Genomic DNA, 19,601 nt, shown 5'->3' with positions numbered 1-19,601 from the left:
ATAGAAGATTTTTATGAGTACCAAATATAACAATTGAGGTGTAAAATGTTAGCAATTAATGTCGTAATTGCTCTCGTTTGTGCTGTAATTGGTTTGTTTGCAGGTTTTATCTTGCGCAATATTCGTCTAAATAAAGATCGGCTTGATGCTGACACATTGATAGAAAATGCAGAGAATAAAGCTAATGATTTAACTCTCAATGCTGAGCGTGATGCAGAAAATATGAAAAAAGAAGCCCGTTTAGCGATGAAAGAGGAGGGGCAAAATTATCGCTTAAAGATTGAAAATGAATTTGAAGAAAGTAGGCAAGAACTTAAGAAACAAGAAAATCGTTTAAAACAACGTGAAGAAATATTAGATCGTAAAGACGATGCCTTGACACAAAAGGAATTGAATCTCGATTCAAAAGAAGATAATCTTGAGCAAAAAACGCAGCAAATTGTACAGCGTGAACAAGAGGTGAACAAGCTTGATGCAGAGAAACAAGAGGCACTAGAGCGAATTGCTCAGTTGTCTACTGCAGAAGCTAAGAAAATAGTATTAGAAGATACTGAAGAATCACTTACTCGTGAATTAGCTCAAACTATTCGTGCTAGTGAAGAAAAGGCAAATGCTGAAGCTGACAAGCGTGCTAGAAATATTATTTCTTTAGCAATGCAACGTGTTAGTGGAGATTTTGTAAGTGAACAAACGGTCTCAGTAGTTACTTTGCCAAATGATGAAATGAAAGGTCGTATTATTGGTCGTGAAGGCCGTAATATTCGTACTTTTGAATCATTAACAGGTATTGATGTAATTATTGATGATACACCAGAAGCAGTTGTTTTATCAGGATTTGATCCGATAAGACGTGAGATTGCTCGCTTAACACTTGAACAACTTGTTCAAGATGGTCGTATCCATCCAGCGAGAATTGAAGAACTTGTTGAAAAGAATCGTAAAGAACTTGATAAACGTATTATGGAATATGGTGAACAAGCAGCCTTTGAGGTTGGTGCTCATACATTACATCCAGATATAATCAAAATCATGGGACGTTTGCATTTCAGAACTAGTTACGGTCAAAATGTTCTTGATCATTCTGTTGAAGTAGCAACTCTTGCAGGAGCACTTGCAGGTGAGATGGGTGAAAACGTAGCTCTCGCTAAACGTGCAGGATTCTTACATGATATTGGTAAAGCTCTTGACCATGAAATTGAAGGAAGCCACGTTGAGATTGGAGCAGAACTTGCTAAGAAGTACAAGGAAAATCCAGTAGTTGTAAATACAATTGCAAGTCACCATGGCGATACAGAGCCAACAAGTGTTATTGCAGTATTGGTTGCGGCCGCAGATGCTCTTAGTGCAGCAAGACCAGGCGCACGTCGTGAATCAATTGATAATTATATCAAGAGATTACAAAACCTCGAAGAAATTTCAAATGGATTTGATGGTGTTGATTCAAGTTTTGCTATTCAGGCAGGACGTGAAGTACGTGTACTTGTTAATCCAAGTAAAATTGATGATGATAAGGCTACAGTCTTATCACATAAAATTAAACAAAAAATTGAAGAGGAAATGGACTACCCTGGTAGCATTAAAGTTACAGTTATCAGAGAAACAAGAGCCATTGACTATGCAAAATAATTTGTTAAAAAAACAGCCTAGGCTGTTTTTTTGTTGACTTTAAGTGGAGATATTTCTTTGTGAGTAAATTCCTAAATTTTATTGTTTTAGTTATAGCGTTTTTGTTTTATAATGGTGAGTGGAGGATTTATTAATGACAGACAGAATTAAACTTTTCCAACATAATACTCTAAGTGCTTTAATGGCAGGACTTTATGCTGGAAATTTAACAATTGATGAACTTTTAACCCACGGAGATTTAGGAATCGGAACAGTTGATTCAATAGATGGTGAACTTATTGTTTTAGACGGTAAAGCATACCAAGCTCGTGGGGATAAAACAATTACAGAACTACCTGGAGATTCATTGGTACCATATGCTGCGGTGATTCCTCATGAAGCAGAAGTAATTGGTATCCAAAGAACTGAAATAACTAGTGAAGATCTTTCTGAGAAAATGGAAAGTTATTTCGATGGATATAACCTTTTCCGTTCAATAAAAATTGAAGGTACTTTTAAAAAGATGCATGTTAGAATGATAACACGTGCTGAAAATGGTGAACGTTTTGCCAAAGTGGCTGAAGTTCAACCAGAATATATTGAAGAGAATGTAAAAGGTACTGTAGTAGGTATTTGGACACCAGAAATGTTCCATGGTGTGAGCGTTGCAGGCTTCCATTTACATTTCTTGTCTGATGATCATTCATTTGGAGGACATGTCTTAGATTATGTTCTTGAAAAAGGACAGTTTGAACTAGGGCCAGTTCATGAATTAGAACAAAGCTTCCCAACAAATGATAAAAATTTCTTACGTGCTGACCTTGACGTTGAGAGACTGAAAAAAGATATTGATTTAAGTGAATAGAAAAAAGAACAGTTTAATCAGAATTAATTCTCTGATTTTGACTGTTCTTTTTCTGACTTCAAATTAAGTTCTAAATACCCCTCCATGAGGAGAGCTTCTGCCTTCCCACGATCTGTATATTTTACTTTAGCAAGGTTACGTATAAATAATCCTGAATTATTTATATCGTGTATCCCAATATAAGTTGGTTCTTCAATAAAAAGATCTTTATTTTGAGAAAAAATATTTTTATTAACTTTAGTAATTTCTTTTGAAATCGTATCTGGGTTTTCAATTGAACTGTTTGCTAAAGGTAGGTCAATATAAAGTTTATAGGTTTCTTTTGAAAAATTTCTTATACTTTGTATATTATGATTTGGTACATAGATAATTGATCCATTACCATCTATTAATACCAAGCTTCTTATACCAACTGATTTAACAAGACCAATTGCTGCGGGCATATTAACAACTGAAACATAATCACCAACGCTAGCTTGATTTTCAAAGATAATAAAAAAACCATTTGTTATATCTGATAGTAAATCTTTTCCAACTAGAGTTAAGCCAACACCAAAGAATCCAGCACCTGCGAGAAGTTTACTCATAGGAATTCCGACAATATCTAAGACGGTGTATATATATAAGAAAAGAGTTATATACTGCAAAGCACTTTGAGCAATTCTTGAAAATGTTAATGTCCAATTAGTATTTGACCAAGACTTTTGGGAATAATTTTTGAAGAAACGTTCCACAATCTTTTTGCAGAATTTATATAATATATAAAATAAGATACTAGTTATTGCTATGTAGAAAAGTTTATTTCCTACATTTTTAAAAAGTTCATTCCAATCAACGTTTTTTAATAAATTCATAAATACCTCGAATTTTCTGAATTTTTCTAAAAATCTCTTGAATTTATAGAAAAAAAAGTCTAAAATTATTAAATATTATTATATCAGAAATCTAGGAGGATATGAAATGACAGTGGAACTTGATTGGGAAAATCTAGGATTTGAATATAGGAAACTACCATTTAGATACATCTCACGTTTTAAAGACGGATCATGGGATGAAGGCGCCTTAACAGAAGACTCAACCTTACATCTTGAAGAAGCTAGCACAGCTCTACATTATGGACAACAAGGATTTGAGGGTTTAAAAGCATACAGGACAAAAGATGGGTCGATTAATCTATTTCGTCCTGATAAGAATGCTGAAAGACTCCAAAGAACCGCAAGAAGATTGATGATGCCTGAAGTACCAACAGATAAATTTATTGATGCTGTTAAACAAGTAGTTAAAGCAAACGAAGATTTCGTACCTCCATACGGAACAGGCGGAACACTCTATATTCGTCCATTATTAATTGGGGTTGGTAATACAATAGGTGTACATGCTGCTCCTGAGTATATCTTTACAGTTTTTGCTATGCCGGTTGGAAATTACTTCAAGGGTGGACTTGCACCAACGAACTTCATTGTTTCATATGACTATGACAGAGCAGCTCCTTATGGTACTGGTGCAGCAAAAGTTGGTGGTAACTATGCAGCTAGTCTAGTTCCAGGTGATACTGCAAAAGATCGTGGATTTAGTGACGTAATCTATCTTGATCCAGCAACACATACAAAAATAGAAGAAGTAGGAAGTGCGAATTTCTTTGGTATCACAGTAGATAACGAATTTATTACACCCCTTAGTCCATCAATTTTACCGAGTATCACAAAATACTCGCTTCTTTACTTAGCTGAAAACCGTTTAGGCATGAAAGCAATTGAAGGAGAAGTTGAAATAGACAACTTAGACCATTTTATCGAAGCAGGTGCATGTGGTACAGCAGCAGTAATTTCACCAATCGGTGGAATTCAAAATAAAGATGATTTTCATGTTTTTTATAGTGAAACTGAGGTCGGTCCAGTTGTAAAAAAACTATATGATGAACTAGTGGGAATTCAATTTGGTGATGTTGAAGCCCCAGAAGGTTGGATTTTCAAAGTATAAAATTTATATTATTAGGACTTGTGTAAGTCCTTTTTTTGTAAACATAATAGTAAATTAATAAATTTCCCATAGAAAAAACTTTTCGCTTCAACTCATTCGCCTTGAAAACTGTCTAGTTTTTTTGTAGAATATACTTATGAGTAAAAAGAAAGATATTGAAATCCAAGTAGTGGATACAGATGCAGGTGTAAACCTAGTAATTGGCAAAAAAATTGTTGCTGAAATTATCGAAAACGATGGTAAATTCTTACTAAGAGAAAGTGGTAAAGATAAGGCACAATATAAAAATTATTCAGTTGCACTAGAGGAAGCAATTAAAAATTATAATTTATCTCTATAATTTTTAATTTTAGTATTGAAAAATCAGCAGACATTTGATAGAATAATATCTGTTGATTTTGAAATATATTTTAACCATGGAAGGGTAGCGAAGAGGCTAAACGCGGCGGACTGTAAATCCGCTCCTTCGGGTTCGGGGGTTCGAATCCCTCCCCTTCCATTACTAGTTTTCTAGTGAGTCAATTTTTGGGGTATAGCCAAGCGGTAAGGCAAGGGACTTTGACTCCCTCATGCGTTGGTTCGAATCCAGCTACCCCAGTAATATTAATCAAGTAGGGTGGGATGGACCACCTTTTATTATAGCTAAAAGTTCTAGGAGTAGAAAATGGTAAAAAGAGATTTATATACTAGACTGATTATCACGGCATTATTAATTGGTGCTTTAATTCTGTTAAGAATTTATGTGTTTGAACCAATAAGAATTCATAACAATAATATGGCACCAGCATTAACAAAATCTGAACAAGTACTTGCTCTTAAGAAGAGTAAGCTTGAAAATTTAGATTTAGTAGCTTATAGAAATGGTGATAAAAAATATATTGGTCGAGTTATTGGAATTCCAGGTCAAGAAGTTACAATGTTTGACGATATTCTTTATATTGATGGAAAGATAATAAAAGAACCATACATTAAAAAGAATGAAACTGCTTTTCTAAAAGAAAACCCTGATGAAGAATATAATGCGGACTTCTCTGTTTCTAGTTTGACTGGAAAAAATATTCAAAAATTACCAAAAGATAAATATATTATTTTAAATGATAATCGTAAGGTATTTGACGATAGTCGTAAATTTGGATTAATTGATAAATCAGATATTTATGGAAGAATTACATTCAAGGTATTTCCATTAAAGGATTTTGGTTTTGTTCAAAATGATGAAGCGAAATTTGAAAATGGTTTTAAGGTTGATACTGGTGGCACAGAAACAACAGAGTCATCCATAACTGAAAAATAAGTACATATATTAGGCACTGATATTAGGCACTGACAACTAAGTGCTTTTTTTGAGCAAAAAAAACCTGCCAAATATGGCAGGCTTTGATACTAAATAATATTCAGTACAATTGATAAAGTTAGGCAAGTAACAACTAAAAGACTTAATAATTTAAGTGAAATAATAAATTTATTTTTTTTACGATTTCTAATTCGATTAGGTGTTAACAAGCAGAATAATAAAAGTACAAAAATTAATAATATTTTTTTAATGAAACTTCGGAAACTATTATTAGTCGGAGTTTTTTTATCATTATTTGCTTTGTTTGAGCTATACGATAAACTAGTCTTTTCATATGCAACTTCAATTTGTGGAATAGTTTTACTTACAAAAGGGAGAGGAGAATTGTAAACGACATCCTTATCAGAAATTGTAAATGTTCCATCTCTGTCTTTTGGTTTGACAGCAACTAAATCACCATCAGTCTTAACTTTTTTCGAATCGATAGTATGTTTTCCAGCAGGTAATATTACTTCCTTAGAAAAATTACTATAAGCGTAATCAAGTAGTGCATTACCGTATAGATGACGATTGAATTCACTATCCTCATCATCCCAGTTTCCAACACCCATTATTACCTCAATGACACGCATATCATTTTTTTTGCAAGTTGCCATATAGTTATAATCAGCAATTGGACTTGACCCTGTTTTTATACCATCAACACCTTCATAGGCATATGATTTACCATTAGGAGCAATATTTCCTGGTAGAGAATAGTTATAGTTTTGTACTTTCTCCTCATAAGGTGTACCCTTCATAATAGTTAGACTAGCATTTTTAGTAATCTCTAATATTTCAGGATGTTTGTTGACAATATTATAGCCTAAAATAGAATAATCACGAGCCGTTGTTTGATTACCTGCTTGGGCATCATAACCTTGAGGTGTATATAAGCCTTTGAAAGCAATTGCTTGTGCTCCAGAACAATTATTAAAATGAGTGTTAGTCATACCAATCTCTTTAGCCTTCTCATTCATTATATCAATAAATTTTCCAGCATCATTATTAGATACCAAATTAGCTAACATAATTGTTGAGGCACTTGAAGATGGAATAAAGGACATTTTTATAAGTTCACTAACCGGATATTGAACACCTGCAACTAACGGAGTGTTACTTACCTCGAAGATCTGGCTAATTTGTTGATCAGTAGGAGAAGCCGTTACAAGCGTATCCATGTTAAATTTACCTTCTGACATCGCTTCATAGACAATAAACATAGTCATAGCTTTTGCCATACTACCTTGGTCTCGGATCTCATCAGGGTTATCTTGCCATAAGACTTGACCATTTTGAGCATCAATCATAATAGATGATTTAGGTTTGTATTTTCTATCAACAGTATAACCATATTCTTTGGTTATTTGGTAGAAATCTCCTGTAGGTCCTAAGTCCGTTTCTTCAGCGAATACTGATGTGTTTTTGGGGGATAAAAAATTTACTGACATTAATATACTAAGACAGAAAAATTTTATAAATTTACTTTTCAAAACATTCCTTTCATAAATAAAAAATAATTTTCTCAAAAAAAGAAAACAAAATAATAGAACAATTATATCACTTTTAAATTAAAAAATATTATATATATTGTTCTTTCTTCGGTTTTTTATTTTGTCAGAATATGTTAGAATATTATAAAAATATGGAGGACTATGATGAAAGAACCATTTGTAGATAAAAATAAACTGGATGAAATAACAGAACAATTTCCTACTCCTTTTCATTTATACGATGAAGCAGGGATTAGACAAAAAGCGCGTGATTTATATAAAGCATTTTCATGGAACGAAGGTTTTAAAGAATATTTCGCAGTTAAGGCAACACCAACACCTGCCATACTTAAAATTTTACAGGAAGAAGGCTGTGGAGTAGACTGTGCTAGTTATGTTGAATTACTAATGAGTCATAAATTAGGTTTTAAAGGACATGATATCATGTTCTCATCAAATGACACACCAGCAAGTGAGTTTGAATATGCAGCTAAAATTGGAGCAATCATCAATCTTGATGCTTATGAACACATTGAGTTATTAAAGGATACAGTTGAAATTCCTAAGACAATATCTTGTCGTTACAATCCAGGCGGAGTTTTTGCACTTGGAACTGATATTATGGATAGTCCTCAAGAATCTAAATTTGGGATGACAAAGGAACAACTTATTCAAGCCTTTAAAGAACTAAAGGAACTGGGAGTAGAGAAATTTGGTATCCATTCTTTTCTAGCTAGTAATACAGTAACTAACGATTATTATCCAGCACTTGCTGAAGAGTTATTTGAACTTGCAGTTGAAGTGGTGGAAGAGACAGGTGTAGACCTTGATTTTATTAATCTTTCAGGCGGCATTGGGGTCAATTACAAACCAAATCAAAAAGAAAATGATATCTTTAAAATAGGTGAGGGAGTCCATCAAGCATATGACAAGGTTCTTAGTGCCCATGGTCTTACTTCGGTCAAAATATACACTGAGTTAGGTAGATATATGTTGGCACCCCATGGTTTATTAGTTACTAAAGTACTGCATCGAAAAAATACTTATAGAACATACATTGGAGTTGATGCCAGTGCTGTAAATTTGATGCGCCCAGCTTTTTATGGGGCTTATCATCACATTAGCATAAATGGTAAGTATGACGATGAACCAACTGAGAAAGTAGATATAGTGGGTTCTTTATGCGAAAATAATGATAAATTTGCTGTTGAAAGAATGATGCCTGAAATTAAAATTGGTGATACTCTTTTAATTCATGATGCAGGTGCTCATGGTTTTTCAATGGGCTATCAATATAATGCTAAACTAAGAAGTGCGGAAATATTGTTACAAGAAGATGGAAGCCCACGTATGATAAGGCGTGCAGAAGTTCCAGAAGATTACTTTGCAACCCTATACGGATTTGATTTTTCTGAATAAGTAGATTGGTAAGAATTTACTAGTACTTAAGTAGTAATATTGTCTTTCAACTTTTCTTTACATAACTTTTTTGGTATAATTACCTAATGAACAATCAATAAGGAGATATATACATAATTATGAACATCGGAATTGCTATTTTATTAATCTTAGTAGCTGCAGCAGCAGGTTTTGCAGGTGGTATTTTCTTAACTCGTTCTCAAGTTAAGAAAATGATGGCTGATAACCCACCATTAAATGAAGACGCAGTACGTATGATGATGAGCTCAATGGGACGCAAACCAAGTGAAACTCAAGTTCAACAAGTATTTCGTCAAATCAAAAATTCTGCAAAACAAGAAGTTAGTAAGAAATAATGAAGGGCTTGAGCATGATGCTCTGCCCCTTTATTTTCTGAAAATTTAGGTGATATCATGGATAAAAGACCAATTGGGGTTCTAGATTCAGGTGTTGGAGGACTTACAGTAGTTAGAGAATTGATGCGTCAATTACCTCATGAAGAAGTTATATACATTGGTGACTCAGCCAGGGCACCCTATGGTCCAAGACCTGCTAGACAAATATTAGAATATACATGGCAATTAGTAAATTTTCTTTTAAGCAAAGATGTAAAAATGATTGTGATAGCTTGTAATACTGCTACAGCAGTCGCTTTGGAGGAAATAAAAAAGGAAATTGATGTACCAATCTTAGGGGTTATCTTACCTGGTTCAAGAGCAGCAATTAAATCTACAAAAACTGATAAAGTTGGTGTAATTGGAACTAAGATGACCATAGAGAGTGACAGTTATAGGAAAGTAATAAACCTTAAGTCACCTAAAATCAAAGTATATAGCTTGGCTTGTCCACGTTTTGTACCTTTGGTTGAAAGTAATGAAGTAAATTCATCGCTTGCTAAAAAAGTAATTTACGAGAGTTTGCAAGAACTTACAGGGAAAGTTGATACTTTAGTTCTTGGATGTACTCATTACCCCTTATTACGACCAATAATTCAAAATGTAATGGGGACAGGCGTTAAACTGATTGATAGTGGTGCTGAAACAGTTAGTGATATTTCAATGTTGCTTGATTATTTCCAAATCAATGGAATTGAGCAAGAAATATTAAATCATAAATTTTATACAACAGCCAATGTCCAAAGTTTTAAAGAAATTGCAGACACATGGTTAAATCAAGACGTAGAAGTGGAGCATGTTGATTTATGAGTCAAATTTTTAAAGATGTAGAAAATAACGTATTTGGTAAGTTAGATGCTAATGGTTTTCTTCTGATTCATAGTTTTGAAGAAAATTTTAGAGAAAAGTTTCTACCAATTGAAAATTTTTTCAAAAAATTTTTTGAGGATAATGATAGCGAGAGTTTTGGTATAGAAATTTTTTCTGTAGAAGATAAAACTGATGCAGTATTTGATCTTTTCTTTGAAATGGTTCGTACTGCTACTGGAAAAGATTTTCAGTATCAGCTTTCAAATGGAGTCTTTTCAGCATATCTAGATGGTAAATTAATTCATTTGGAGACTTATGGAGACTTCGACAGTGAGAAACTTTCTGACACTTTGAATCTAAAACCTGACTTTGTAAAAAAAGATAAAAAATATCAAATTAGTGAGGATAAGACAATTCTCATTGCTACACATAATGAAGGTAAAACGAAAGAATTTCGTCAAATGTTTTCAAAATTAGGTTATACAGTTGAAAATCTAAATGATTATCCTGAATTACCTGAAGTTGAAGAAAATGGTTCAACTTTTGAAGCAAATGCAAGACTTAAAGCAGAAACTATATCTGAACTAACTGGGAAAATGGTTTTAGCTGATGATTCTGGCTTGAAGGTTGATGTTTTGGGTGGTTTACCAGGTGTTTGGAGTGCTAGGTTTGCCGGTGATAAGGCGACCGATGCTGCTAACAATGCAAAACTATTACATGAATTATCAAGTACTGCTATTACTCCCGAAAGAAGAACAGCACAATTTCATACAACCTTAGTAGTTGCGGCTCCAGGTAAAGAATCTTTAGTAGTTGAAGCTGATTGGGATGGCTATATTGCAACTATTCCTAAAGGAGAGAACGGCTTCGGATATGACCCATTATTTGAAGTTGGGGAAACAGGGAAAACTGCTGCACAGTTGCCTTTAGAAGAAAAAAATAAAATTTCGCATCGAGCAAAAGCTTTAGAAAAGCTTCTACAAGTATGGGGAGAGTGGGCAAAATGATTATTATTATGAGTGACTCTCACGGTGATCGTGAAATTGTTGAAGAAATTAAGGATAAATACAAGGGAACTGCAAGTGCAATAATTCATTGTGGTGATTCAGAACTTCCAAGTAGTGATCCAGTTTGGAAAGGAATTACTGTTGTTGAAGGAAACTGTGATTTCGACTCAGGTTATCCAGAGGTTGCCACTATCAATGCTGAGAATAAAAAAATCGTTGTTACACACGGGCATTTATATGGTGTAAATTTTGGTCTGAAACAACTTGAGCTTTTAGCGCAGGATAAGAAAGCCGATATTGCTTTCTTCGGTCATATTCACAGACCAGTTGCTACGATTGAAGATGGAATTTTATTTTTAAATCCAGGTAGTATAAGTCAACCTCGTGGGGATCATCATGAAAAAATGTATTGTAAGCTTGAGTTAAATAATGAAGGTTATCATATACAATATCTCACAAGAGATCATAAACCTATAAAAGATTTGGAGTTCCAATTAAAATATGATAGATAGACAAATAGAAGATTTCCTTCTGGCACAAACAGAAACCTTCATGAAACCTGCAAAAGATGTCGCGGTTTTAATTGATGAACATAATGTTGCTCACGCCAAGTTACTTTTGAGTCAATATAAATATTCAAACGTACCTGTTATTACCAAAAAGAAAGAGTTTGTTGGTATCTTAGGACTAACAGAAATCGTTGAGTTTGAAAATGCTCATGATTTCTTTTATGAAAAAAGTACTCAAACAGATATTTCAGAAATTGTAAATAATGAAATTGAAACGGTTCAGATTAATTATTCTTTTGAAGATATCTTACGTAAACTTACAAAACAGTCATTTCTACCTGTTTTAAATGATAAAGAGTTTGTAGGAATCATTCCTAGACAAGAAATTTTAAAGGCGTTTAGTGCTTTTGTACATGATTTTCCAAAGCATTACAGAATAGAAAAAATACCAGAAAATGAAAAAAATTTAAAGAAATAAGAGAGTAGTAATATGGCAGAAAACTCTGTAATCAATGAAGAAAGAATCTTGGAATACTTGGCAAGTAAAAGTATAACTAAGAATACATATGATAATTATCTTTATGATTTAAGAGCCTTTGCGTCCTTCATGGAGGAACGCGATTTGACAAAGACAAATTTAGATATTTATCGGCAAAAACTTTTGGCTGATGGTCTGAGTCAGACTGCTGCTAAAAGAAAGATTTCAGCTATCAATCAGTTCTTGAAATATTCATACAATAAAGGTAATATTTCACAATATCTTCAACTTGAACAAATAAAAGTTAAAAAGGTTCAAAATGATGTGAAAATACCTCGGGTTGTAAAGTTACCAGATGTTTATGGGCAAATTGAATCTGTTGGGCAATTTATCGCCCTACTAATAATAGAATTTGGTCTAACCCCTACAGAAATACAGTCTCTTAGTTGGCGTGATTTTGATTGGAATTTCAAAATTTTATCCCTAACAAAAAATGGATTTAAAAGGATTATTCCAATGTCTAATAAATTTATACTTATTTCACGTAGTATAACTAATGGTGATGAACTATTCTCAAAATCTAGACAATTTCTTTACTATGAATTAAAGAAATATACTCCCCTAACAGCCCAAGAATTACGAGAGCAATATATTCTTCGCCAAGTTACTAGAGGAATGAAAATTCATGATTTAGCTGGTAAATTAGGTCTTACAACTACGGCAACACTAGAAAAATATTATAAGAATGAATGATATAAAGATTAAAATTAAAGATTTTGAAGGACCTCTAGATCTACTACTCCATCTTGTAAGTCAATACAAGATGGATATTTATGAAGTACCACTTGTTTCAGTTATTGAGCAGTATCTTGAATATGTTAATTCTATGAAAACAATGGAATTAGAGCTTGCAAGTGAATATCTGGTTATGGCAAGCCAACTCATCCTTATTAAATCCCGTAGACTTTTACCAACAGTGACGGATGAATTTGAGGATGATACAATAGATTTAGAACAAGAACTTTTAAATCAGATTGATGAATATCGTAAGTTTAAGCTTTTATCAGCAGATCTACAGGAGTTACATACTTATAGAGCCGGTTTTTATTCCAAAGAAAAAACTGAAATCGCTGCAGATGATGTTGAGCTGGCTTTCGACAAAAATAGTATAGATTTATTTTTGGCCTTTAATAAGGTTCTTGAGCAAAAAAGACGAGAGTTAAGAGATGAGAATAACACGATTGTTGGTGATTCTTTCTCTATTGAGGAAAAAATTATAGAGGTAAGTCAGATTATTAATGAACGAGGTCGTGTTGAGTTTTCTGATTTATTTTCGACATCGGTAAACAAGGATGAGATGATAACTATTTTCTTAGCTACGCTTGAGCTCATTAAAACCCAAACTATCTCTTGTAGTCAGCAAGAAATTTTTGGTTCAATTATTTTAGAAAAGGTGGAAACTACTTTTGAACAAGACGGCAATGCTTGAGGTCTTGCTTTTCGTAGCAGGGGAAGAAGGGCTAACAATCAGAGATTTAGCCAGTCTAATGTCCATTAGCCCACAAGCAACTCAACAGCAAATTGACAAATTAAAAGAAAAATACGAAAATGATGAAGAGTGCGCATTGACTATTATCGAAACTGCAAGTCGTTATAGACTGACTAGCAAGGATATTTTCAAGGAGCTTTTACAACATTATGCTAAAACTCCAATCAACCAGTCTTTGTCAAAGGCTGCCTTAGAGGTATTGTCTATTATTGCTTATAAGCAACCTTTAACAAGAATTGAAGTTGATAATATTCGCGGAGTTAATTCACAGGGTGCTATTACAACTCTTTTAACTTTTGACTTAATAAAAGTTATTGGGAAAAAAGAAGTAATTGGTAGTCCAAATTTATATGCAACAACTGACTTCTTCCTAGACTATCTAGGAATTAACTCACTTGAGGAACTACCTCAAGTAGATGAAAGTAAATTAGATATTGAAGAAGTTTCACTTTTTGATGATGGTAATCTAACTATAGAAGAAGAACTTTCTGAAGATATTTAGAAAATAATTGGCAATATAGCAATTAATAGAAAATAGGAATTTAATAAATGAGAATCAATAAGTATTTAGCCCATGCGGGTATCGCAAGTCGTCGTAAGGCTGAAGAATTAATCAAATCTGGTCAGGTTCAGGTTAATGGGAAAATGATGACTGATCTTGCCTATCAGGTTAAAGCAGGAGATCGAGTAGAAGTTGATGGAATTTCAGCATATAGTGAAGAACCTGTTTACTTTCTATTCAATAAGCCGCGTGGAGTTATCTCAAGCGTAAGTGATGAAAAGGGTAGAAAAACTGTTATGGACTATTTCCATGGTGTAAAAGAACGTATTTATCCCGTGGGTAGACTTGACTGGGATACTAGTGGTCTACTATTGATGACAAATGATGGGGAATTTGCAAATCTTATGACTCACCCTCGTCATGAAGTTGAAAAAGTATATGTAGCGAAAGTTGAAGGTCAAGCGAATAAGGAAAATCTTCGTCCTTTAACACATGGTGTTAGACTGGATGGTCGTAAAACAAAGCCTGCAACTTATTCAATTTTGAAAACTGACGGTGTTAAAAAAACAAGTGTTGTGAGCCTTGTTATTCATGAAGGCCGTAATCACCAAGTTAAAAAAATGTTTGAAGCAGTAGGTCTTCCAGTTCAAAAACTTAGTCGTGTACAATATGGACCACTTGATCTTGCTGGTGTTGCTCCAGGTGAATATCGCAAATTAAGTAAAAAAGAAGTAAGCCAACTTGTTAATATGGCAAAAAATGATTAAGAATATTGGAATTGATAATATAGAGCTTTCTCGCATTGAGAAAGCATATGAAAAAAGCAATCGCTTTGCAGCACGAATACTGACAATATCTGAACTTGAAATTTTTGAAAAATATTCAGGTCAAAGAAAAATTGAGTACCTTGCTGGTCGCTGGGCGGCAAAAGAGGCATTTTCAAAAGCCTGGGGAAGTGGAATTGGGGAAATAAGCTTTCAAGATTTAGAAATACTTAATAATAACCAAGGGGCTCCATACTTTAGTAAGTCACCTTTTAATGAATTAGGAAATGTTTTTATTTCGATTAGTCATTCAAATCTTGAAGCTATCGCATTTGTTATCTTAGAAAAGAGTTAAAGAAAATGAGAAGTAGTATACATCGTCCAACAAGAATAATTGTTAATTTGGAAAGTATAAGAAGAAATATCCGAAACCTTCGTGACCATGTAGGATCTGATCCGATGATTTATGCTGTTGTAAAAGCAAATTCATATGGGCATGGATCTGTCAGAGTTGCACATGCTGTGCAAGGGTTAGTTGATGGATTTTGTGTATCAAATTTAGATGAAGCTATTGAATTAAGAGAAAACAATATTTTTGAAAATATTTTAGTTTTAAGTGGAATTTCACCGAGAGATGCTGAACTCGCGCTAGAAGAAAACATAAGTTTGACCATTCCAAGTGTTGAATGGTTATTACAAGTTATAGACGAAAACAGAGAAGCAGACCTATCGGGACTTAAACTGCATATAAAATTTGATAGTGGAATGGGGCGAATTGGTGTTCGAAGTGTAGAAGATATTAATGAAATTATTGATATTATTGACAAATATAATTTTACATTTGATGGTATATTTACTCATTTTGCTACTGCAGATGAAGCTTCTCAAACAAAATTTGAACAGCAAGAACATGCCTTTAAAAGCGCGCTTATTGGTATGAATCGTCGTCCACATTTTATTCACTCAACAAATTCAGCAGCAAGTTTATGGCATCCTGATTCAATTGAAGATATCATACGCTTTGGTGATGCTATGTACGGACTAAATCCATCTTGTGGTAATCTTGAACTACCATTTGAACTCGAGCCAGCTTTGACACTTGAAAGTGAACTGAGCCATGTGAAGCTTCTTGAAGAAGGAGAGACTATTGGTTATGGAGCAACTTACACTACAGATTCTGATATTTTTGTTGGAACATTACCAATTGGATATGCAGATGGTTGGACAAGAAATATGCAAGGCTTTGACGTATTAATAGATGGTAAGAGGATGCCAATTATTGGACGAGTATCAATGGATCAAATCACTATTAAACTTGATCAAGAATATCCTTTAGGAACGAAAGTAACTCTTATTGGCAAAAATGGAGGAGATGTCATCACAGTTGATGATGTTGCTGATAAAAGAAATACAATTAATTATGAAGTTGTATGTCTCTTAAGTGATAGAATTTATCGAACATATATAAATGAATAAATCAGTAAAAAACTAGTCTAGCAATGGATTAGTTTTTTACTGATTTATAGAAAGGGATTATAAGCATTAAAAGAATATTAATTCAGAAGAATTTATGAAAATTTGGTATAATAAGAGATAAACTATAAGAATTAAGGGGAGTGATATAAATGGCAATTATTGATGGGAAAGCTTTAGCTGAAAAAATGCAAGCTGATTTAAAAACAAAAACAGATAAATTGATAAAAAAAGGAATTACTCCTGGTTTGGTGGTTATCTTAGTAGGTGAGGATCCAGCAAGTCAAGTATATGTGAAAAATAAAGAAAGAGTAGCAAATAATTTAGGGTTCAATTCGGTTGTTCGTCGTGTTGAAGAAACTATATCAGAAGCAGATTTGCTTAAAATAATTAATCAATACAATCTAGACTCTCAATTTCATGGAATATTAGTTCAATTGCCACTTCCAAAACATATTGATGAAGAGAAAGTGCTTTTAACGATTGATCCTCAAAAGGATGTTGATGGCTTTCACCCACTTAATATGGGTAAATTATGGGAAGGAAATCCACTCATGATTCCATCAACTCCTGCAGGAATTATGGAAATGTTCAAAGAGTACAATGTTGATTTAACTGGTAAAAATGCAGTAATCATTGGACGTTCAAATATTGTTGGAAAACCAATGGCAGCTTTGTTATTGCAAGAAAATGCTACGGTAACTATTACTCATTCTAAAACCAAAGACCTTAAAGATGTAACAAAACAAGCTGATATTTTAGTCGTTGCTATTGGAGTAGGACATTTTATTACAGCTGACTTTGTAAAAAATGGAGCAGTTGTTATTGACGTTGGCATGAACCGTAATGGTGAAGGAAAGTTAATTGGTGATGTTAAATTTGATGAGGTAAGTGAAGTAGCAAGCCTCATTACTCCAGTTCCAGGGGGAGTTGGGCCGATGACGATTACAATGCTGATGGAGCAAACATATCAAGCAGCATGGAGAACAATAAATGACTGAGTACCTAACAGTCTCAACATTAACAAAATATTTAAAAACTAAATTCGAGCGTGATCCATATTTAGAAAAAGTCTATTTAACAGGAGAAATATCAAATTTTCGTAAAAGGCCAAGTCATCAGTATTTCTCACTAAAAGATGATAGTGCTGTTATTAGTGTTACAATGTTTGCGCCAGCTTTTAATAAACTAAATTTTTTACCAGAAAATGGTATGAAAGTAATGGTTGTTGGGAGAATAAGCCTTTATGAAAAAAGTGGACAATATCAAATAAATGTAACTCAGATGATACCTGATGGGATTGGAGCACTTGCTGTTAAGTTTGAGCAACTTAAGGAAAAGCTTACATCTGAAGGCCTCTTTAATATGCAATGGAAGCAAGATATTCCTCAATTTTCAAAAAAAATTGGGGTTGTAACTAGTCCCTCGGGTGCTGTCATTCGCGATATTATAACTACTGTTGGAAGAAGATTTCCAATGACAGAAATTGTTCTATTTCCTACAAAAGTTCAAGGTGATGGTGCAGCAGAAGAAATAGCAACAAATATACGAAGAGCAAATGATATTGGAGACTTTGATGTTTTAATCGTTGGTCGAGGAGGTGGCTCAATCGAAGATCTCTGGTGTTTTAATGAGGAGTCAGTGGTTCGAGCAATTTTTGAATCTAAAATACCAGTTATTTCGAGTGTAGGTCATGAAACTGACACAACCTTAGCTGACTATGTGGCAGATAGAAGGGCAGCAACTCCTACTGCAGCAGCTGAGATAGCTACCCCAGTTAGCCAGTTTGATATTTTGACCGCCTTATCTGATCGTGAAAAAAGAATGGAAGCAGCACTTTTAAAGTCCATAAGATTAGGACAAGAACGTGTTGACCGTCTTGTTAATTCTGTGATTTTTAGACAACCTGAGCGTCTCTACGATGGACACATTCAAAAAGTTGATCTATTGACTAATCAATTAATTGACTTGACGAAGCAAAATTTAAGACAGAAGTCACAAACTTACGAGCTTTTAAATCAAAGACTGTCTAGCATTAACCTGTTAAGAAAAGTTAATAACTATCAGGATTTAATTAATCAAGAACAAAGGCTTCTTGTAAATGCAATAAATAAAATATATGATCAAAAGAAAAACCAAGCTGAAAGAGCTTGGCAGGCATTGACTTTGATTAGTCCAGAGAAGATTCTATCTCGTGGATATGCAGTTGTTAAGAAAGATGATATGATTGTTAAAAGTACTGATGATGTGTTTGATGGTGATATATTAGAAATAGATTTAGCAGATGGAAGAATAAATGTTGAGGTAAAAAATAAATAATGGCAAAAGCAGAAGAAAAGAAATTCGAAGATAATTTGGCAGAGTTAGAAGAAATTGTTCGTAAGTTAGAAAATGGTGATGTTGCTCTTGAGGATGCAATTTCAGAATTTCAAAAGGGAATGATTTTAAGTGAAAGCCTTAAAAAGACTTTAGCTGACGCAGAAAATACTTTGGTGAAAATTGTGCAAAAAGATGGTTCTTTAGAGGTTTTTGATGGAGAATGATGAATTATTAAGTAATATTGATGAAACCATTAGGGAATTTTACTCAGCTAAAGAGATGATTCCACACTTAACAGATTCTATATTATATTCAGTCAATGCTGGTGGAAAGAGAATAAGACCTCTTTTTATGTTACAAACTTTGCGTGCCTTTGGTATTGAATTAACAGAGGAGCATTATAAGGTAGCGGCTTCGGTTGAACTTATTCATACTTCTAGTCTTATCCATGATGATTTACCAGCAATGGATAACGATGACTATCGACGTGGTCGCCTGACAAATCATAAAGTTTATGGTTATGCACAAGCAATTCTCGCGGGAGATGCATTACTTCTTGATCCTTATAATTTATTGGTTTCAAGTGAGCTACCTGCAGAAATTCTAGTTAAATTAGTTCGCGAATTATCATATGCGAGTGGTTCTTATGGAATGGTAGCCGGTCAAGTATTAGATATGGATAGTGAGCAAAAAGAAATCAGCCTTGATGGGCTTAAGCAGATTCATGCTTTGAAAACGGGAAGAATGCTAACTTTTCCATTTGTAGCAGCAGCTATTGTTGCACAAGCAGATGAGAGGATAGTTGAAAAGCTTCGTAAACTTGGTGAACATATTGGTCTTGCCTTTCAAATTAGGGATGATATAAAAGATGTAACAGCTGATTTTGCAGAAATTGGAAAAACTCCGGGCAAAGATATTGAGGAAGATAAGGCAACTTATGTTAAGTTTCTTGGTCTTGAAGGTGCTAAAGAGGCTTTGGAAAATGAATTATATTCTGCAAGACAAATAATAAAAGAATTATCAGATGAGAATGACTTTTGGCCAACAAGTGTCCTAGAGTTAATTAATATGCTAGATATAAACGATAAGTAATAGGAGAA

General features: G+C 33.7%; 23 protein-coding genes and 2 tRNA genes. 23 read left to right on the top strand and 2 right to left on the bottom strand.

From position 1 onward, the window contains the following. Positions 1–45 precede the first annotated feature (45 nt). Positions 46–1,626: a ribonuclease Y gene (gene rny / locus BG262_RS01780; RefSeq protein ID WP_070787171.1), complete on the top strand. Its 1,581-nt coding sequence runs from the start codon at positions 46–48 to the stop codon at positions 1,624–1,626. Positions 1,627–1,759: 133 nt separating this feature from the next. Next, positions 1,760–2,470, top strand: a complete 711-nt coding sequence (gene budA / locus BG262_RS01775) for an acetolactate decarboxylase (protein WP_070787170.1) — start codon at positions 1,760–1,762, stop codon at positions 2,468–2,470. A 23-nt stretch (positions 2,471–2,493) separates the two neighbouring features. Here the strand turns inward: budA and BG262_RS01770 are convergent, their stop codons facing one another. Beyond that, a complete protein-coding gene (locus tag BG262_RS01770) occupies positions 2,494–3,324 on the bottom strand; it encodes a mechanosensitive ion channel family protein (protein WP_070787169.1) in 831 nt (276 codons plus the stop codon). Between the two features lie 106 nt (positions 3,325–3,430). Between BG262_RS01770 and BG262_RS01765 the strand changes: the two genes are divergently transcribed. From BG262_RS01765 to lepB, 5 genes are all read left to right on the top strand, one after another. Then, positions 3,431–4,450 carry a branched-chain amino acid aminotransferase gene (locus BG262_RS01765; protein ID WP_070787168.1) on the top strand — a complete coding sequence of 340 codons (1,020 nt, stop codon included), beginning with the start codon at positions 3,431–3,433 and terminating at the stop codon, positions 4,448–4,450. A gap of 136 nt (positions 4,451–4,586) precedes the next feature. Next, complete coding sequence (locus BG262_RS01760; protein ID WP_070787167.1) at positions 4,587–4,790, top strand: DUF2969 family protein; 204 nt, start codon at positions 4,587–4,589, stop codon at positions 4,788–4,790. 78 nt (positions 4,791–4,868) lie between these two features. Beyond that, positions 4,869–4,949, top strand: a tRNA-Tyr gene (locus BG262_RS01755). Positions 4,950–4,976: 27 nt separating this feature from the next. Then, positions 4,977–5,048 (top strand) — tRNA-Gln (locus BG262_RS01750). A gap of 66 nt (positions 5,049–5,114) precedes the next feature. Further along, complete coding sequence (gene lepB / locus BG262_RS01745; protein ID WP_070787166.1) at positions 5,115–5,744, top strand: signal peptidase I; 630 nt, start codon at positions 5,115–5,117, stop codon at positions 5,742–5,744. Between the two features lie 89 nt (positions 5,745–5,833). On the opposite strand, the gene BG262_RS01740 is transcribed toward lepB, so the two are convergent. After that, complete coding sequence (locus BG262_RS01740) at positions 5,834–7,234, bottom strand: D-alanyl-D-alanine carboxypeptidase family protein (protein ID WP_083312862.1); 1,401 nt, start codon at positions 7,232–7,234, stop codon at positions 5,834–5,836. Between the two features lie 207 nt (positions 7,235–7,441). On the opposite strand from BG262_RS01740, the gene BG262_RS01735 reads away from it, so the two are divergent. The 16 genes from BG262_RS01735 to BG262_RS01660 all read left to right on the top strand — a co-directional run bounded on the left by BG262_RS01735 (position 7,442) and on the right by BG262_RS01660 (position 19,593). Then, positions 7,442–8,695 (top strand): diaminopimelate decarboxylase, encoded by a 1,254-nt coding sequence (locus BG262_RS01735; RefSeq protein ID WP_070787165.1) that lies wholly within the window; start codon positions 7,442–7,444, stop codon positions 8,693–8,695. Between the two features lie 119 nt (positions 8,696–8,814). Beyond that, positions 8,815–9,051 (top strand): YneF family protein, encoded by a 237-nt coding sequence (locus BG262_RS01730; RefSeq protein ID WP_070787164.1) that lies wholly within the window; start codon positions 8,815–8,817, stop codon positions 9,049–9,051. Between the two features lie 57 nt (positions 9,052–9,108). Continuing rightward, a complete protein-coding gene (gene racE, locus BG262_RS01725) occupies positions 9,109–9,900 on the top strand; it encodes a glutamate racemase (protein ID WP_070787163.1) in 792 nt (263 codons plus the stop codon). After that, positions 9,897–10,907, top strand: a complete 1,011-nt coding sequence (locus BG262_RS10325; RefSeq protein ID WP_083312861.1) for a nucleoside-triphosphate diphosphatase — start codon at positions 9,897–9,899, stop codon at positions 10,905–10,907. The genes racE and BG262_RS10325 overlap by 4 nt, the downstream gene beginning before the upstream one ends. Continuing rightward, the gene (locus BG262_RS01715; RefSeq protein ID WP_070787162.1) at positions 10,904–11,419 is read left to right on the top strand and encodes a metallophosphoesterase; all 516 of its coding nucleotides are present in this window, start codon (positions 10,904–10,906) and stop codon (positions 11,417–11,419) included. The genes BG262_RS10325 and BG262_RS01715 overlap by 4 nt, the downstream gene beginning before the upstream one ends. Next, a complete protein-coding gene (gene cbpB, locus BG262_RS01710; protein WP_070787161.1) occupies positions 11,409–11,894 on the top strand; it encodes a cyclic-di-AMP-binding protein CbpB in 486 nt (161 codons plus the stop codon). Before BG262_RS01715 ends, cbpB begins: the two co-directional genes overlap by 11 nt. A 12-nt stretch (positions 11,895–11,906) precedes the next feature. Further along, a complete protein-coding gene (gene xerD / locus BG262_RS01705; RefSeq protein ID WP_070787160.1) occupies positions 11,907–12,647 on the top strand; it encodes a site-specific tyrosine recombinase XerD in 741 nt (246 codons plus the stop codon). Beyond that, the gene (locus tag BG262_RS01700) at positions 12,640–13,383 is read left to right on the top strand and encodes a segregation/condensation protein A (RefSeq protein WP_070787159.1); all 744 of its coding nucleotides are present in this window, start codon (positions 12,640–12,642) and stop codon (positions 13,381–13,383) included. Before xerD ends, BG262_RS01700 begins: the two co-directional genes overlap by 8 nt. Further along, positions 13,361–13,945 (top strand): SMC-Scp complex subunit ScpB, encoded by a 585-nt coding sequence (gene scpB, locus BG262_RS01695; protein WP_070787158.1) that lies wholly within the window; start codon positions 13,361–13,363, stop codon positions 13,943–13,945. The genes BG262_RS01700 and scpB overlap by 23 nt, the downstream gene beginning before the upstream one ends. A 47-nt stretch (positions 13,946–13,992) precedes the next feature. Continuing rightward, positions 13,993–14,712 carry a pseudouridine synthase gene (locus BG262_RS01690; protein ID WP_070787157.1) on the top strand — a complete coding sequence of 240 codons (720 nt, stop codon included), beginning with the start codon at positions 13,993–13,995 and terminating at the stop codon, positions 14,710–14,712. Continuing rightward, positions 14,705–15,064: a holo-ACP synthase gene (gene acpS / locus BG262_RS01685; RefSeq protein WP_070787236.1), complete on the top strand. Its 360-nt coding sequence runs from the start codon at positions 14,705–14,707 to the stop codon at positions 15,062–15,064. Before BG262_RS01690 ends, acpS begins: the two co-directional genes overlap by 8 nt. A 5-nt stretch (positions 15,065–15,069) precedes the next feature. Continuing rightward, positions 15,070–16,185 (top strand): alanine racemase, encoded by a 1,116-nt coding sequence (gene alr, locus BG262_RS01680; protein WP_070787156.1) that lies wholly within the window; start codon positions 15,070–15,072, stop codon positions 16,183–16,185. Between the two features lie 149 nt (positions 16,186–16,334). Continuing rightward, on the top strand, positions 16,335–17,183 hold the full coding sequence (locus BG262_RS01675) for a bifunctional methylenetetrahydrofolate dehydrogenase/methenyltetrahydrofolate cyclohydrolase (protein WP_070787155.1): 849 nt from the start codon (positions 16,335–16,337) through the stop codon (positions 17,181–17,183). Continuing rightward, a complete protein-coding gene (xseA, locus tag BG262_RS01670; protein WP_070787154.1) occupies positions 17,176–18,501 on the top strand; it encodes an exodeoxyribonuclease VII large subunit in 1,326 nt (441 codons plus the stop codon). The genes BG262_RS01675 and xseA overlap by 8 nt, the downstream gene beginning before the upstream one ends. Beyond that, positions 18,498–18,725 carry an exodeoxyribonuclease VII small subunit gene (locus tag BG262_RS01665; RefSeq protein WP_099098714.1) on the top strand — a complete coding sequence of 76 codons (228 nt, stop codon included), beginning with the start codon at positions 18,498–18,500 and terminating at the stop codon, positions 18,723–18,725. The genes xseA and BG262_RS01665 overlap by 4 nt, the downstream gene beginning before the upstream one ends. Next, positions 18,715–19,593: a polyprenyl synthetase family protein gene (locus BG262_RS01660; protein ID WP_070787152.1), complete on the top strand. Its 879-nt coding sequence runs from the start codon at positions 18,715–18,717 to the stop codon at positions 19,591–19,593. Before BG262_RS01665 ends, BG262_RS01660 begins: the two co-directional genes overlap by 11 nt. Positions 19,594–19,601: the final 8 nt, after the last annotated feature.

It is taken from the genome of Floricoccus penangensis (genome assembly GCF_001832885.1).
GTDB classification, from domain to species: domain Bacteria; phylum Bacillota; class Bacilli; order Lactobacillales; family Streptococcaceae; genus Floricoccus; species Floricoccus penangensis.
Note: the sequence above shows the minus strand (reverse complement) of the source record. Positions and strands in the feature narration are given on the sequence as shown.